The sequence below is a fragment of the Noviherbaspirillum saxi genome (genome assembly GCF_003591035.1).
GTDB lineage: Bacteria > Pseudomonadota > Gammaproteobacteria > Burkholderiales > Burkholderiaceae_D > Noviherbaspirillum > Noviherbaspirillum saxi.
Window position 1 is genome coordinate 870,370 of the sequence record NZ_QYUO01000003.1, and the last position, 15,221, is coordinate 885,590.

The window sequence follows — 15,221 nt, forward strand, 5'->3', positions numbered from 1 at the left end:
CAATCTGCCGCAATTCGTGACCCACCGAAACCAAGGATGGCGTATTGGCGACTCCTAAAAAAAGCGTGGCGAAAACCACCATCGAGGCGACGACACTCTACATGCTCGCTGGCGCGCATCATGGTGTGCGCACCTTGATCGAAAGCGCACTCAAGCCGCTCGATTTGACGCCATTGCAGTACACCGTGCTGTCGATCATCGAACATAGGCCAGGGCTCTCATCGGCCGCGCTGGCGCGGCGCTTTTATGTCACCGCCCAAAATATGGGGCAGCTTCTGGTCACTCTGGAAAAGCGCGGCTTGCTGACGCGCTTGGAGAATGAAGAGAACAGGCGCCATCTGACGATTACATTGACGGATGAAGGCCACCGCTTGCAAGCTGTAGGGGCGTCGCAGATGCAACTGGTCGAGCGTGCCGTACTGGCGAATGTGCCGAAGGAAGCGGTCGCGACGCTACGCGAAACACTCGCTACCATCATCGCCACCCTGCGTTCTTGACCACGCGGTTCGCTTAAACGCGTCTCCATTGACGCGCCGCCCTTTCGGGCGACGCGGGCTTACCGCACACCTGCTGTCCGTGCCGACTGCGCAACGCCACCCCTTTCCTTCCCGCTATTTGCCACGCCGCGCGCGTGGGGCGCACATCTTGTCCGGCACTGCCACCCAATATCGTTGACAAGGTGTTTCTACTTTATACAAATGTAGTTTATATAAGAATTTTTTTTGGACACCCCCATGTCCACACCCTCGTCAATGCATTTTCGGCGCAAGCGACAGCCTTGCAAATAGGTTCCGGGCTGGACCCCGATACACAGATGGGACCGCTTGCCAATCCGCGTCGTCTGGCCGCGATGCATGCGCTGGTTGAGGATGCGCGTGCTGACCGACTTGGCGCCGGGGGCGCGTGTCATAACCGAAAAACCGTTCGGCCCGCTGGTCATGATTGTCCCGTTCGACAACGAGGAGCCGGCCATCGCGCAAGCGAACGCGTTACCGTTCGGACTGGTGGCTTACGTCTTCACATCGGACGCGGATCACCAAAGTGTTGCCCGGTTATCGGGACGCACAGTCGGGCTCGTCTATTTTGCAGCGCTGCATAGACTCAATCGTTGCGCGGTACTAGCCCTGACAGAATTAGAGCGATGAAGGAATCGATGAACGACTCGGGATCGAAGGCACGATCATTGTATGGGTAGAGCGAAGATTTGCAAATCATTAACATCAAGATGGGGGAAAGAAGGGCCTGTGCGGCTGAGGCAGGACCGATGGAGGTGAAGTGACCTTGCGCTATTCCCCGTGCGACGATATTGCTGACCAACTTGACGCTGCGCTCCAACACTTCTTCATTATAGAACGCGGCTAATTCTGGAAAGCTCCCAGCCTCTGCCACTATCAGTCTGGCGATGGATGAAACCCTCGGGGCGCTCACTCGCTGCCACCACCCCGATATGAAGCAGCGGAGCAGATCCGCACTGTGGCCGGAGAATTCCGGGATATCGTCCCGCGTATATTCAATTGCCTCTGCCAGGTTCTCGCGGACCACCATCGTGAACAACTCTTCCTTGTTCACGAAGTAAAGATAAAACGTGCCTTTTGAGACCCCGGCGCGTTTGACTACATCTTCCAGGCGCGTCGACGCATAGCCTTTCTCTTCAAAAAGCTCCAGTGCCGCCGCCAGTAACTCTTGGCGGCGCGCATTTTTCCGGCGCTGCCAACGGGCCTTTACGAGGACCGGTAATGTTTTCCGCTGATTCATTTTTCTTGCTCATCACAGTTAGCGGCCTGGACACCAGCGGTGCCCCTGCAATCACAGTGTTACCGCTTCTTGCCGCACAGAGGTATGCGAGCGATGGCCGTCACCAACCGTCGACGGCCACAGAAGATCGGGTTTTTAAAACGGCAATCTTTCCGTTTGGGAAGAGAGACCGCGCCTACTTGGCATCCCTCATTATTATTTCAGCTCCCTTTTCCGCGAGCATCATCACCGGGAAATTGGTATTGCCACTAGTAATATTGGGCATCACGGAGGCATCGATCACACGCAAGCCATCGAGTCCGCGAACACGGAGCGAAGTATCCACTACCGCATTGGCATCGGCTCCCATTTTGCATGTTCCGACCGGGTGATATATCGATAAGGCGTTCTCTCTGATGTACGCATCTAACTCGGTGTCGGCATTGGCCGCTTTGCCTGGCGCTAGCTCGACGCCGCGGAATTCGTCGAATGCTTTCTGTGCAATGATGTCACGAGCAATCCGGAGGCCATCCCGAAGTACCCTTAGATCATCGGGGTCTGCAAGATAGTTTGGATCGATCGCTGGTGGTGCTGTCGGGTCGGCGCTGACAATCTTGACTGTGCCGACACTGTTAGGGCGACTACCGGTCACACTCGCCATGAAGCCTTCGTCGCGTATAAGATCCCGTCCATGATTGGAGAACATGAGCGGAAGACAATAGACTTGCACATCTGGATATTCGATATCTTTCCGGGTTTTCGCGTGTGCCCAACTCTCCAGTCCATTTGTGGCGGCTGGTCCTTTTCGGAACATAAGATATTGGGCGAGAGCGGACACCATTGAAACCGGTCGAAGGTTTGAAAGCGCGGAATAGGGTTTGGTAATCTTCTGTTTGACCGAAACTGAAAGATGATCGCGCAAATTACGGCCTACCCCGGGCAGTTCGTGAACGACGGCGATGTCGTGGGGCGTGATATCGTCGGGATTTCCGATACCCGATAACTGCAGCAACTGCGGTGAGTTGATAGCACCGCCCGAGAGAATAACCTCCCGACTCGCCTGACAGAAGTGCTGTCCCGATCGATCACTGTATTCCACCCCAATTGCGCGCCCATTTTTTACAACTATTTTTCTCACAAGAGCATTGCTAATAATCTTTAGATTGGGACGGGCCATCGCAGGCCTTAGATAACAGTGCGCAGTGCTTTGACGAAGGCCATTAGCATAATTGCCCTGCATAAGAGAAATTCCTTCAGGCGTTTTGGCATTGTAGTCTTCATTGAAGCCGTGGCCGGCTTCAATGGCCGCCTGCACCCAGCTTTGTGAGATACGACTTATCCTCTCTTTAGTCGTTTGCGTCACACCGACGGGTCCCGTCCGCCCACGAAGCGTTTCGTCTCCGTTCGCAAAGCTTTCGACCAACTTGAAATATGGCAAGCAATCATGAAAAGCCCAGCCAGGGTTGCCGAGATCGGCCCAATGGTCATAATCGCCTGGATTTCCCCACGATACCGCCATTCCGTTGATTGAACTGGACCCGCCGAGAACTTTTCCGCGGGGGACATACATCGTTCGACCATTTAGGCCCGATTGTGGAGTGGTCTCGAAGTTCCAATTTCCCATTCCGGACTTCATAATCTCAAAATACCCGGCTGGCATGCGGTACATAAGGCTGCTATCTTTTCCGCCCGCTTCAATTAATGTGACGTGTACCTTAGGATCGTTGCTTAGTCGATTTGCAAGGATGCAGCCAGCGGATCCTGCACCAATAATAATGTAGTCAGACATAAAAATACCTTTATGGATGCCGCTCTAACGGCGAAATTCCTCTGTTTGGCTGTGTCCCAGGTGAGGGTATTGGAATATCGTGCTTTCTATCGGTTGTTTACCTAGGCGAGTTCGACCATAGAAGATAAATGCCGATAGGTGGAATAAGGCGTGCAGCCGATATGCCTTTGCGAGCCACATTCGTACCCAAGAAGAAGTCTGGAGGCTGGCTCTTGGAGGGATGCCACAACCCGACTGTTACAGCTTGAAAAAAGCTGCCTCAGGAATAGAACCTTTAGCCCACAGGCCCACTAGTAGCACACGACTGTTAAGCCGTACACGACGGATCTGGTGGAGTAAGTTTTGTGGCACCTTAAGAGCAATAGCCCAGTGAATATGTCTTAACTGACGGGCAATGTTTGCATAGGACGGTCTCCAATATTGTAATGGTATGATGTCCTCATCGTATCCTTAGCAATCGCCGAAGTCAATTGTTTCAATATCCTCAATTTTAATTATTGGTTCGTTCTGAGCGCGCCTTATGCCGGGTGTGTGCCTTGTACGATGAGCATAGGCGATATTAGGAGGTATGAAAAAGTACTCGTGTTAAATTGATGCGAAATCCATAAAATGGCAGGACGCGCACCTGCAAGCGAACTGCAAACCAGATGTTTTGCGTTCTAACTAATGTATTGGTCAAATGGACTCTGGGGTTGCGGCGCGCCGAAAGGAGCATGTCCGGGCACGTGTTGCCATCAAAACCCTGGCCGATAACAAAGCGATCAACGGCGTCGGATCTGACCGTGAGCGCCGCTATAGCGCCCGCGCTTAACGACGCCCACTATATGCTGGTTGGAGAAAAAGGCAATTATGCTGCGAGCTTCTGATCCGGTAGAGCAGATTGCACCAGCTTAGTTTTGGTAGAAACCAAAGCTGGTGTGACAAGATGATTATCGCGGCGTGCGAGTGAACTTCCCGGGGCGCTTGTTCGGACCTTTTGCCGCGCCTTTGTTGTTGTGTGGCTTGTTGAATCTCGGGCGAGGCTGCCCGCTTCCGCCTGGCTTGTCCAGCCACACATCGAGCTGTTCTCGGACACGCGCCATCCCACCCGTGAGCCGCAGATAGCGATTTCTGAACGACTGTCTTAGAATCTCATCGGTTTTTGCGGGAACATCTTCACGCAAGCCGATTACGCGCTGGCATTGCTCGAGTGCGCCTGCATGGGGGACATCGTCGACCGCGATGGCCGTCAACATCAGTTGCGGATACATCTGCTGCAGATCACTGAAGTCTCGTGGACTTGCACCCACAACGCCCACGACCGGCTTGAAACTGCTGTTGGCTGACGGCGGCAGCTTCGGGTCAAACAACGGTTGAACGTCGTTGTCCATCTCCCCATCGTCATCGTCGGCAGTACTAGGCTGATGCCGATTGCTGGTTGGGTCCGTATCCTTGAGAGACTGGGGAGGAGCCGGGCGCGGGTTCAACTGATGTTGCGCGTTTTCACGGGAGCGGGGATGGCTCACGCTGCCCGTATTGCGCTCCATGTTGCCAGCGCGGGGCATTGCCTGTCCCAACAGGGTGGCCACAGCGTTGATATTTTCTGGCCTGGATGCGACGTTAACCAACGCCTGTACGAACTCCTGGCATACCATCGCGATAAACGGGCGCACGATCTCATTGAAGTCCACTATAGCGGCGCTGGGCGACTTCTCCGTAAGGCGTACGTTTCTGACAGCCGGGTCTTGCTTGGGGACTTGGCCGGTAGGGCGTGGATCGTGCTGCGTGCGCTGGTGTTCTACTCGTCTGTCAGTTCCGGCCGCCATTTGCGAAGATTCTTCTGTAGCCGCAGCAGGCACTCGTGGTGTGGAGCTTGCATGAACGGCTTCTACACGATTGGCTTGATCGCTCGCTTTGCTGGCATTGGTGTCGGTTGCACTTATCGGATGCGCCGTTGGTGCTGCTGCAGCACGACTGGAATGAGCAATGTCAGTTGATTCTACGATCGGTGCTGGCGTAGCGTTGTGCTTGTCGATCTTCTTCGCCTTCTCCTGGCTAGCCGCCTTCACTCCGGTCCTATGCGACTGGGCTTCAAATAGTTCTTTCTGCGTTGCGCTAGCTGCGCTCTGAAGCATCGGCTTTAGTCTTTGACGTACCGATTCAAACCCTTGTGAGATGGAAATGAGCTTTCGATGTCGATGCTCGGGTAACGCGCTTTCCTGCGCAAGGAAGACGTCCTTGGCTTTCACTTCACTAAGGTCTCGAGAGGAAGATACTACAGAACCCATCGTTGTATGAAGCTGCTTTGCAATCAATTCCCATTCTTCGTCAGTCCATTTAATGACCGGTGCAGGGGAGGGTGTTTGGAGATTTTTGGCCATGCCGAGTAATTGCCGTAGTAAAGATGAAGAGCGGGGGGGCAGACAGCGACATCGTCATGCGATGTAGGTCCGCGATTTCCGATCATAGAGGTACCCCTGACAAAAGGGGATGATAGGCTTTGTTGTTTCAATAGATCAGAGCTTCAAGAACGCAACGAAACATGCAATGAAAGCGTTATTCGGCGCCATTTAAGCGAAACTGTTGGCGGGTCTGAATAACCGCTAGCCTGGAGAAAGAACCGGTCTCTTGAGCGGGCCCTCATCAATGATCCAACGAACGCTCATTCACGCCACCATACGTTTCCAGAGCCGATCGTGTCGTAAGGTCGCTGGACCTGAGCTGCCGAATTGCCTTGTTCATTTCGTCACTATTATGCCAGTAAAGCGGTAAAACCTCAGATAGCATCACAGCTACGCATTCCCGTGTGCCACGGGTTTTTGTGTTGATGTAGCCTGCCGAGGGTGCACCTTCCACATAGCGATTCACCGTCGGGCGTTGACGGTTGTGTACCAGTATGGACTACACCAGATGCTCTACACCCGCCAGGTCAAACACCAACTGCCGTAGTTTTGTACGGGCTCCGTCAAAACCGTATTCTCGCCGCCACCGGTTCACGTCAATAAAGCCGGCTGCTGCCAGTGCCTTCGCCGCCATACTAATGCCCTGAAACGCCGTTTCGTCCAGCTCACCATCCAATACGCGTACGCACAGGAAGGGCGTCTCGCAGGCTTGTGGGCTAGCCTTGGCATGACGTAACAAATCAAACATATTGCTATCGGCAAAGTGCGTGCCGCAAACGATCACATCGAAAGGTTCCTGCAGCAGGCGCTGCGCTTCCTGCATCGTGGTGCAGAACGTCAAATCAAAATATCCATGCCAGGCGTCTTCCACGACAGGAATGACACGCGGGACCTCGGCGATCAGTACTTTAGGCTTAGGTGAAGACATTTCTCGCAACGCCTGGTTTATTGTATGAAGCATTGTCTCCTTGTCATTTCACTGTAGATCCTGAATAGTCAACATGCAACGCAGAGACAGGTCTTACTGCGATTCTCACATCAATGACCCATTAAATGCAAGTTCGTTCTGCATTGCAGTCCGGATCTTGCAAGTTGTACACGTACCGCGATGCTGACCAGCCGACATGTAAAAACCGATAAAGGGAGACACCCATGTCAGTGCATCTGGACAAATGCACAAATGACCGTTGCCGATATTTGTTTGAAGTCGAGCAGTTCAGCAAATCGTTTGGCGATGGATCGTGAATGGGATGATTGAGTGTCCATATTGCGGCAATTGGAAAGCGGGTAATTCCAAGCTGGTCTATGTAAGCCGGAAATTAACCAAGAACTCGAGGAATGGTCCACCGTCGAGAAACCTGCCAGTACGGCTTGATGGGGACCTCGTGGAAAGAAACTGGCGAAACCGAGTTCTTGCAATCCGAGCAATGGTCCCTCTATTGAAATGAACTTCGCTGTCATGCCCACTACTAATGGGTTGGTAGTGGTTTTGTACAGCTTGTCTCCTCCGTCCATGTCCTGGATTGGATTGGCCCGCTCCCTGAAAAGGGCGCGGGTTTTTTGCTGTGCACGTATATTGCATTGCACGATGACATTTGCCGGCATGTCGCGCAGAATGCCTGCGCAGCACAAAAAATCCAAAATCATAGAGACCGAGACCGGCGGAGACAGAAAAGGCTCGTGGCGTAGTAAACGTCACGAGCCTTTTGCTTGTTATTCTCAAAAGCAATATCTGATATCACGAATCGAAAGCAGACGGATAAGAGGGCAGACGATAAGATGATCTTGTCTCCTCCAACTCTCCTTGAATTGGATTCGCCCGCTACCGCAAGGTCCGCGGGCTTTTTTCTTTTCTCCCTAGCCTTTGTTGCCCGGCACCCTGCGTGACAGACCTCTCTATAGCCGGGACGCTACCGGCTCTACCATTTGAGCAAATCCGAGAATGGATAAACACATTTCAGAACTTCAGGACAAAATTGACGTTTCACGAATCGTCATTGAGCGTGCAGACGGAATCAGTGCACAGGCACGCGTGTCGACGATGCAGGCGGCAAACCACCTCCTCGAAAGCTGGGCGGACAATGCGCCGGAAACAGGTGAGGAAGTGTGCGAAGTGCGGATCGTCTTTGAGGATGGCCTGCAGTACCGGAGCCAATTCAGGCTGAACCGCTCGCTCAAGCGTATTTCCCTGGCGCGGCACGTCCGGCGCGAGCTATCTGCTTTAACCACGCCAAAAAGACGCAAGGGACATAGTGATGATCAGACGCTCTTAATCGCTCCTGCGACGACTACGCTGGCCGAGTCTGCGCGGCGCGTCCTGGATTGTTACGATATCTGAGTACACGGCCTTGCTCTCCAGCCAGGCATTACGCCGTTGCTCCACAAGATGCACAGCCGCGACGATCAGCAGGGCATCATGATGGGGCAAGATAGCCTTGTAATGTGAAAAGAGGTTCGCTAAAAGCGTCCGGCAAAAAGCTTAAAAGTTTCTACAAATCATCTGTAAGTGCTTGTAACTACGACACTTTCCCAGTTATCCATATTGCTTGTGGATAACTTTGTGTATAACAAGGACTTGACATTCGACAACCCTAGATCGGGCGCGGGTTTCCGATAGATTGATTAAATCGTGAGCATCGGAAACAGGTGATTAGAATCAATGACTTAGCGCAATGGTATTGCGCGGTATCACACGAGCATAGTCAAAATATATTTCCCATAAATATGGCACTTTTGCTGTGCACAACTGCGGTGCTCATGGTATCGCGGTGTCGCCGATCTTGAACTTCTCCATGAGCAACAGGTGATAGTTCCATTTCCCCTTGCAGGGCAGGTAGAGACCCGATTACCGAGTGTCGTCCATTCAGATGAAGGGATTCGAGTCATGGTCGTCTGAGGAAAGTGTGACCCCACTTGAGTAGAACGCTGTTAAATCTTGCAGCTTTGAAATGGCATGCTAATTTGACATGAGATTGGCAGGAAAAGGGCGATGACCGTTTTAACCCTCGCGTCGATAACCTGAGTAGCGGAGTTCTCATGCATGATCTGGATGCAGTGGAAAAAGCGCCGCGTGCATATGTTCTTACTGATAGAGCGAGTCCTAAATGGCAACAGTTTGAAGACGATTTTCGCAGACTCGCTGCCGATCCTCATACCATTCTGTATTTGGTCACTGCAGTAAAAGCGTTAAGCAGCGGTCAAGCTGCGACACGCGAGACCAGAATGTTGGTCAACCTGGTACAGGACCTGGCAGACTATGTGGAAAACAGTAGCAGTAGTAATCCCGATCCGGCACGAGACTATTTGCTCATCCAGGCACATAGGGTATTAACGCATCATCATTTGTGAACTGCATGTCGCCTTGACCATGCCGCTGACATGAAGCCAAATGCGCAGCACGACAATCTGAGATGAAGCGCATTTGCAACCGAATTCTCTGGAAATGCCGCGTTCGTAGAACGAGGGATTGTACGTGAAATGCCCGCCCAATCCTCGGAGCTTAATGTGACCTTCGGTGTGAATTTCCAACGCATTACGTAATGCTATTCAAGCGGATAGGGCAGCGCGAGTGATTTGCGGGGTCGAAGCCCACATCGAATGGCAAGCGCGAGTCCGCTTTTCTGCTTTTCCGGTGATCCGGCCTGATACCGAGGCGATTAACCCGGCTGACTCAGACGAAAAAAGGAAATCCATAATGACCGCAAGCGAAAAACCAAAAGGACCCGCGTCGTACTTTCCATCGATCGAAAAAAAGTATGGACATCCCATCGTGCACTGGCTGCGTCTTCTGCAGGGATCCAAGGGAATGAAGCATATGCAAATGGTGAACTGGCTCAAGACGGAACATCGCATGGGGCATGGTCATGCTAATGCTCTCGTTGCCTATCACCTGGCTGGCATGAAAACCTGAGCAGGTTTAAAAAACTTCTTTGATTTCACGGTAGCCTTGACGGGAAAAACTCATATGAACGTTTGGTTGAAACGGCCTGCTTCGCGACCGCATCTAGAAGAAAATTTTCTCGACGTTCTTATCGTCGGTGCCGGGCTGTCGGGCATCGGTGCTGCCTATCATCTGCAGCAGCGGTGTCCCGACAAGCGTTATGCGATTCTGGAGGCGAGGCAGGCAATTGGCGGGACTTGGGATCTGTTCCGCTACCCAGGCATCCGCTCGGATTCGGACATGTATACGCTGGGCTATGTGTTCAAGCCGTGGACGAATCCCCAAGCGATTGCCGACGGTCCCTCCATCCGCAGCTATATCCGGGAAACCGCAAACGAAGCGGGAATCATGCAGCACGTTCGGCTCGGCCAAAAGGTCACCGCGGTCGCCTGGTCGAGCGAGGAGGCTTGCTGGACTGTTGAAGTCGAACGCGTCGCCTCGGGCGAACGCCGCAAGCTGCGGGCGCGATTCCTGTATATGTGCAGCGGCTATTACAGCTATGACGAGGCCTACCGCCCCCAATTTGCCGGCGAGGATGACTACCGGGGCACCGTCGTGCTGCCGCAATTCTGGCCCGAGGACCTGGATTACCGCGGCAAGCGGGTGGTAGTGATCGGCAGCGGCGCCACCGCGGTGACCCTGGTGCCGGCCATGGCCAAGTCGGCGGCGCATGTCACCATGCTGCAACGCTCGCCGAGCTATGTGGTCACCCGCCCCTCCGTAGACACGGTTGCCGACCGGCTGAGGCACCATCTGCCCGCGCGCCTGGCTTATAGCATGACACGCTGGAAGAACGTGATTGAAAGCATGTTCCTCTACCGGCTGGCCCGGCGTTATCCGGAGCAGACCAAGCGACGCATCATCGAGATGGCGGCAAAGGAGCTGGGCACCGGGATTGACGTCGGGACGCACTTCACGCCCAGTTACAAGCCGTGGGATCAACGCGTGTGCCTGGTGCCGGACGGCGACATGTTCCAGGCGATCCGCGAAGGTCATGCCTCTGTGGTCACCGACACAATCGAACGTTTCAGTTCCAACGGAATTCTGTTGAAATCGGGCCGGGAATTACATGCAGATATCGTGGTGATGGCCACCGGCCTGAAGCTCAATCTATTGGGTGGAGCCGCAGTGACGATTGATGGCCGCCCCTGTATCCCGAATGACGCCATGGCTTACAAGGGGATGATGCTCTCCGACGTGCCCAATCTTGCCATGGCCTTCGGTTACACGAATGCATCCTGGACGCTGAAAGCCGATCTCACCGCCGCATACGTGTGCCGCCTGCTCAATTATATGGACCGCCATCACAAAGCGATTGCCGTGCCGCGCCGTGAAGCCGGCGTCGAGCCGCAGCCGTTTCTCAGTTTTACATCCGGCTATGTGCAACGCGCGCACACGTTGCTGCCCAAGCAGGGTTCGCGCCGCCCTTGGCAGGTCTACCAGAACTATTTGCAGGACCTGCTTACCATCCGTTTCGGCCGCATCGCCGATGGTGTCATGCGCTTCGGTCCTAAAGGAACGATGCCGTGAAATTACAAGAACGGGTTGCCGTCATTACCGGGGCGCGCAGCGTCAATGTATCCGGTGACGAATCCCTTCGAGGCCGCATAGAGCACCGCACTGCCGCCGCCCTGCCTGTGCATGTAGGAAACAACTTCCTTGCATACGACGATGACCGAACGCATGTTCAGGTACGCGACCTGATCGAAGAATTCATCGGTGATCTCGGTCGTTGCGCGCCGTCCCACCATATGGCCCGCGTTATTGATCAGCACATCGATGCGTCCAAAGCGCGCAACGGTTTTCTCGATCAGCACCCGGATGGCTGCGCTATCGGTGACATCGGCTTGCAACGCGATGGCTTATCCTCCGGCGCGCATGATGTCTGCAACCACTTGTGTCGCAGGACCTTCATTGCGGTTGTAATGGACCACCACCTTGGCCTGATGTTGTCGGAATGCTCGCGCCACGGCAGAGCCGATTCCGGTACTGCTGCCGGTAATCAGGACGACCTTCGCGTTCAAATCTTCAATCATGTTTTCCTCATGATGTGTTTTTCTCCTTCGCTTCCGCCGGGACCGTCCTGTCTGGCTATTTGATGCGGCCGGTTACGGTTACATCGTCGGGCCAAGTATCCAGGGCGCGAATTCATCTTCGCCAAAGCCGTGCTCTTCGCTTTTGCTGCGCCGGCCGGAAGCAGTCTCGATGATGAGACGGAAGATCTGCTCGCCTGCCTGTTGTACCGACAGACTGCCGTCGAGGATGTCCCCGCAGTTGATATCCATGTCGTCGCGCATGCGCTGGTACATGGAAGAATTGGTTGCCAGCTTGAGCGACGGCGAAGGCTTGCATCCATACACCGAGCCGCGCCCGGTCGTAAAGCAAATCATGTTCGCACCACCCGCAACCTGGCCGGTTGCGGATACCGGATCGTAGCCGGGAGTGTCCATGAAGACCAGACCGCGCGTTGCGACCGGCTGCGCATACTCGACCACATCCGCGAGATTGCTGGCCCCAGCTTTGGCGACAGCGCCGAGCGACTTTTCGAGGATAGTGGTCAGTCCGCCGGCCTTGTTGCCCGGTGACGGATTGTTATTCATTTCGCCGTTGAGCCGCGCGGTATAGTCTTCCCACCACTTGATGCGAGACACCAGTTTCTCGCCTACTGCGCGCGAAACGGCGCGGCGTGTCAGCAAGTGTTCGGCGCCGTAGATTTCTGGCGTCTCGCTGAGTATCGCCGTGCCGCCATGCTGTACCAGCAGATCCATCGCCGCACCGAGCGCCGGATTGGCGGTGATACCCGAGTAGCCGTCTGAACCGCCGCACTGCAGTCCTATCGTCAAGTGGCTGAGCGGTACCGGTTGACGTTGAACCTGATTTGCTGCCGGCAGCAATTCCTTGACGATCGCGATGCCGCGCTCTATGGTGGCCCGGGTGCCTCCCGTCTCCTGTATCGTCATCGTGCGCAAGGTGTCCGATTCGGACAAGCCTTCCGCGCCCAGCAGCGACGTTACCTGGTTCGATTCGCATCCCAGGCCGATGAACAGTACTGCGGCAAAATTGGCGTGCCTGATATAGCCGGCGGTAACACGGCGCAGCAGATCAATGGCTTCGCCGTTGGACGCCATCCCGCATCCCGATTTGTGAGTAATGGCTACGACACCATCCACCTGTGGATACGCTGCCAGCGCATCGCCACGGAAGGCTTCCGAGATCTGCCTGCATACGGTCGCGGAGCAATTCACGCTGCTGATCACACCGATGTAGTTGCGTGTCGCTACACGCCCGTCCTTGCGCACGATGCCATCGAAGAATAGCGGAACCTGGGGTGTTTTCTCGGGCTTGATATCGGCGCAAAACGCATAGTCGCGCTCGAAGTCCTGCATCGCGAGATTATGCAGATGGATATGCGCGCCCTTGCGGATGTTGCGTGTGGCAACGCCAATGATCTGCCCGTAGCGGCGTACCGGCTCACCGGAAGCGATATCGCGGCTGGCGATCTTGTGCCCGGCCGGGATGGGATCGACCGCTGGAAAATCCGCGTCGGCCAACTCGGCGCCCGCGTTGATGTTTTGGACCGCGATCAGTACGTCGTCTTCCGGGCCAAGGCGCAAGACCCGCGCTGGTGCGTCGGTTTTGCCGATCGCCGATACCGGTATGAATGTTTCGTTTGCCACCATATCTCCCGAGTTGGTGCTTGAACGGCAAGTCTATTTGAGTTTTCAAAATGGGTAAAGTGGTAATACCAATATACCTGTGGAAAACGATATGGACCTCTTCCCGGTTCGACGTTGACGTACCTCAATTAATTCGGCAGACAGGGAATCGGTGGACAACTCCCAGCGCGGTTAATACAATGATAAATTGGAAAGCTGGTAAGGCCAGTAGAAAGTTCGACATATGCTGTGGGCTCTACGCCTTTGCGCTGTGACACCTGCCAAGGTCATACAGCTTGCCGCTGCGTACTCAAGCATAATGGCGTCCAGACATTCTTTTATTTGGCAAAGAAACACATGCCCATTCAAGCCATAGAGCCGAAGCGACTTTATCGCCAAATCAGCGACCAGCTGCGCACCCTCATACAAAAAGGCGAATTCCCGATCGGGTCCCGGCTACCCGCCGAACGCGACCTGTCGGAACAACTCGGCGTCAGCCGGCCTTCATTGCGCGAGGCGTTGATCGCGCTCGAAGTCGAAGGCTACATCGAAGTCCGCATGGGGTCCGGCATTTATGTATGCGAGCCGCCTTCGTCCGACCGCTCGGGTTACGACTTGTCATCCGAGGAGGGACCGCTGGAACTGATCCAGGCGCGCGCCGTGCTCGAAGGCGAGGTCGCCGCACTCGCTGCAAAGACCGGAAAGAAAGCGCAATTCGATGCAGTCGAAGAAGCCATCGATGCGATGGAAGCCGATGCAAGCGCCGGCATCAAACCCCTCGAGACCGATCGCCTGTTCCACATACGGGTCGCCGAGGCGACCGGCAACAGCGTATTGGTCGGCACGGTCAAGCGCCTGAACGATCTCCGTCTCGGTCCTTTATACGATCAACTCCACAGCCATTTTGAAAACGGCGATACCTGGCAGCAGGCGATCGAAGAGCACCGCGAAGTGCTCGCGGCCTTGCGCGCCAAAGACGCGGTCAAGGCAAAGGCCGCAATGCGGCGCCATATGGAAATTGCCTATAAGCGGATGACTGCCAGCCTGACAAAGACGCCGGCTCAGGCAAAGGGAACACGCGCTACCGGCAAGAAGAAGGCAAGCGCGCGCGGCACGAAGGCGGCCAAAGCCAGTTAGGGATTCATCTTGGCAAGCATGTGGTCCAGCACATGCGTATGCTCATGTTGCGGACTGAAGAGAATGACTTCCGCATTTTCTTCGACTTTTACGGTGTGTCCCGGCGGCCAATAGAACAAGTCGTTCTTGCTGGTCACTTCCTGAGTGCCATCGCCATAGGTCGTGGTCAGCTTACCCTCCAGAACGTAACCCCAATGCGGTGCCTGGCACATGTCCCCTTCCAAGCCTTGCAGTAACGGTGAGATATCCATTCCTGCCGGCAGGGAAAAATATTCGCCGCTGATTTTTCCGTAACCGCTTGCATCCCCGAAATCGGTTTTCTGACGGGCTGTCGCGCCCGGGATCCCGATCTTTACCGGGACTTCATCTTTGGCGATATGCATGGCGTCTCCTTTATGACGGAGGGTTCGTCGGGCTGTTCAGAATAAACAGCATTAAAGCTGAAGCTGACATTAGCATAAGGATGTTAAGCCGTCACCGAATTGACACAAGGATGCAACTCTTTTTCACTTTTAGACCACTCATGCCGTCTATGCTTGACGAATGGACTGTCACGCTATTTCAGTGGAGAAAGATAAAATGGG

The 15,221-nt window shown here is 54.5% G+C and carries 13 protein-coding genes and 2 pseudogenes; 7 read left to right on the forward strand and 8 right to left on the reverse strand.

Features of this window, described 5'->3' with window-relative positions:
* The first annotated feature begins 44 nt into the window (after window positions 1-44).
* Together D3871_RS27120 and D3871_RS31825 are read left to right on the forward strand one after the other, a co-directional pair.
* Window positions 45-497 (forward strand): MarR family winged helix-turn-helix transcriptional regulator, encoded by a 453-nt coding sequence (locus D3871_RS27120; RefSeq protein ID WP_147376921.1) that lies wholly within the window; start codon window positions 45-47, stop codon window positions 495-497.
* 182 nt (window positions 498-679) lie between these two features.
* A pseudogene (locus D3871_RS31825) lies at window positions 680-1,145 on the forward strand (aldehyde dehydrogenase family protein).
* On the opposite strand, the gene D3871_RS27130 reads toward D3871_RS31825, so the two are convergent.
* The 5 genes from D3871_RS27130 to D3871_RS30045 all read right to left on the reverse strand — a co-directional run bounded on the left by D3871_RS27130 (window position 1,102) and on the right by D3871_RS30045 (window position 7,551).
* Entirely contained in the window at window positions 1,102-1,755 is a 654-nt protein-coding gene (locus D3871_RS27130) for a TetR/AcrR family transcriptional regulator (RefSeq protein WP_119772183.1), read from the reverse strand. The pseudogene D3871_RS31825 and the gene D3871_RS27130 sit on opposite strands and share 44 nt — an antisense overlap.
* Before the next feature lie 175 nt (window positions 1,756-1,930).
* On the reverse strand, window positions 1,931-3,523 hold the full coding sequence (locus D3871_RS27135) for a GMC family oxidoreductase (RefSeq protein WP_119772184.1): 1,593 nt from the start codon (window positions 3,521-3,523) through the stop codon (window positions 1,931-1,933).
* 929 nt (window positions 3,524-4,452) lie between these two features.
* A complete protein-coding gene (locus tag D3871_RS27140; protein ID WP_119772185.1) occupies window positions 4,453-5,883 on the reverse strand; it encodes a hypothetical protein in 1,431 nt (476 codons plus the stop codon).
* Between the two features lie 520 nt (window positions 5,884-6,403).
* Window positions 6,404-6,865: a hypothetical protein gene (locus tag D3871_RS27145; RefSeq protein ID WP_119772186.1), complete on the reverse strand. Its 462-nt coding sequence runs from the start codon at window positions 6,863-6,865 to the stop codon at window positions 6,404-6,406.
* A 194-nt stretch (window positions 6,866-7,059) separates the two neighbouring features.
* Window positions 7,060-7,551, reverse strand: a complete 492-nt coding sequence (locus D3871_RS30045; RefSeq protein ID WP_147376922.1) for a hypothetical protein — start codon at window positions 7,549-7,551, stop codon at window positions 7,060-7,062.
* Window positions 7,552-7,846: 295 nt separating this feature from the next.
* On the opposite strand from D3871_RS30045, the gene D3871_RS27150 reads away from it, so the two are divergent.
* The 4 genes from D3871_RS27150 (at window position 7,847) to D3871_RS27165 (ending at window position 11,374) form a co-directional block, all read left to right on the forward strand.
* Window positions 7,847-8,242 (forward strand): hypothetical protein, encoded by a 396-nt coding sequence (locus tag D3871_RS27150; protein ID WP_119772187.1) that lies wholly within the window; start codon window positions 7,847-7,849, stop codon window positions 8,240-8,242.
* Between the two features lie 698 nt (window positions 8,243-8,940).
* The gene (locus tag D3871_RS30050; protein WP_147376923.1) at window positions 8,941-9,252 is read left to right on the forward strand and encodes a hypothetical protein; all 312 of its coding nucleotides are present in this window, start codon (window positions 8,941-8,943) and stop codon (window positions 9,250-9,252) included.
* A gap of 346 nt (window positions 9,253-9,598) precedes the next feature.
* Window positions 9,599-9,814: a DUF4287 domain-containing protein gene (locus D3871_RS27160; RefSeq protein WP_119772189.1), complete on the forward strand. Its 216-nt coding sequence runs from the start codon at window positions 9,599-9,601 to the stop codon at window positions 9,812-9,814.
* Between the two features lie 54 nt (window positions 9,815-9,868).
* A complete protein-coding gene (locus D3871_RS27165; RefSeq protein ID WP_119772190.1) occupies window positions 9,869-11,374 on the forward strand; it encodes a flavin-containing monooxygenase in 1,506 nt (501 codons plus the stop codon).
* A gap of 2 nt (window positions 11,375-11,376) precedes the next feature.
* Here the strand turns inward: D3871_RS27165 and D3871_RS31200 are convergent.
* Both D3871_RS31200 and D3871_RS27180 read right to left on the reverse strand, forming a co-directional pair.
* Window positions 11,377-11,880 (reverse strand): annotated as a pseudogene (locus D3871_RS31200) (SDR family NAD(P)-dependent oxidoreductase).
* A gap of 78 nt (window positions 11,881-11,958) precedes the next feature.
* Window positions 11,959-13,524, reverse strand: a complete 1,566-nt coding sequence (locus tag D3871_RS27180) for a UxaA family hydrolase (protein ID WP_119772193.1) — start codon at window positions 13,522-13,524, stop codon at window positions 11,959-11,961.
* Between the two features lie 333 nt (window positions 13,525-13,857).
* Here D3871_RS27180 and D3871_RS27185 point away from each other — a divergent pair, with 333 nt between their 5' ends.
* Window positions 13,858-14,637 carry a FadR/GntR family transcriptional regulator gene (locus tag D3871_RS27185; RefSeq protein WP_119772194.1) on the forward strand — a complete coding sequence of 260 codons (780 nt, stop codon included), beginning with the start codon at window positions 13,858-13,860 and terminating at the stop codon, window positions 14,635-14,637.
* Here the strand turns inward: D3871_RS27185 and D3871_RS27190 are convergent.
* Entirely contained in the window at window positions 14,634-15,020 is a 387-nt protein-coding gene (locus D3871_RS27190; protein ID WP_119772195.1) for a cupin domain-containing protein, read from the reverse strand. The genes D3871_RS27185 and D3871_RS27190 overlap by 4 nt on opposite strands.
* Window positions 15,021-15,221: the final 201 nt, after the last annotated feature.

Bases quoted from the DNA above. Each gene is read 5' to 3' on its own strand.
- D3871_RS27130 (WP_119772183.1), bottom strand. From the start codon at position 1,755: ATGAATCAGCGGAAAACATTACCGGTCCTCGTAAAGGCCCGTTGGCAG.
- D3871_RS27135 (WP_119772184.1), bottom strand. From the start codon at position 3,523: ATGTCTGACTACATTATTATTGGTGCAGGATCCGCTGGCTGCATCCTT.
- D3871_RS27140 (WP_119772185.1), bottom strand. From the start codon at position 5,883: ATGGCCAAAAATCTCCAAACACCCTCCCCTGCACCGGTCATTAAATGG.
- D3871_RS27145 (WP_119772186.1), bottom strand. From the start codon at position 6,865: ATGCTTCATACAATAAACCAGGCGTTGCGAGAAATGTCTTCACCTAAG.
- D3871_RS30045 (WP_147376922.1), bottom strand. From the start codon at position 7,551: ATGATTTTGGATTTTTTGTGCTGCGCAGGCATTCTGCGCGACATGCCG.
- D3871_RS27150 (WP_119772187.1), top strand. From the start codon at position 7,847: ATGGATAAACACATTTCAGAACTTCAGGACAAAATTGACGTTTCACGA.
- D3871_RS30050 (WP_147376923.1), top strand. From the start codon at position 8,941: ATGCATGATCTGGATGCAGTGGAAAAAGCGCCGCGTGCATATGTTCTT.
- D3871_RS27160 (WP_119772189.1), top strand. From the start codon at position 9,599: ATGACCGCAAGCGAAAAACCAAAAGGACCCGCGTCGTACTTTCCATCG.
- D3871_RS27165 (WP_119772190.1), top strand. From the start codon at position 9,869: ATGAACGTTTGGTTGAAACGGCCTGCTTCGCGACCGCATCTAGAAGAA.
- D3871_RS27180 (WP_119772193.1), bottom strand. From the start codon at position 13,524: ATGGTGGCAAACGAAACATTCATACCGGTATCGGCGATCGGCAAAACC.
- D3871_RS27185 (WP_119772194.1), top strand. From the start codon at position 13,858: ATGCCCATTCAAGCCATAGAGCCGAAGCGACTTTATCGCCAAATCAGC.
- D3871_RS27190 (WP_119772195.1), bottom strand. From the start codon at position 15,020: ATGCATATCGCCAAAGATGAAGTCCCGGTAAAGATCGGGATCCCGGGC.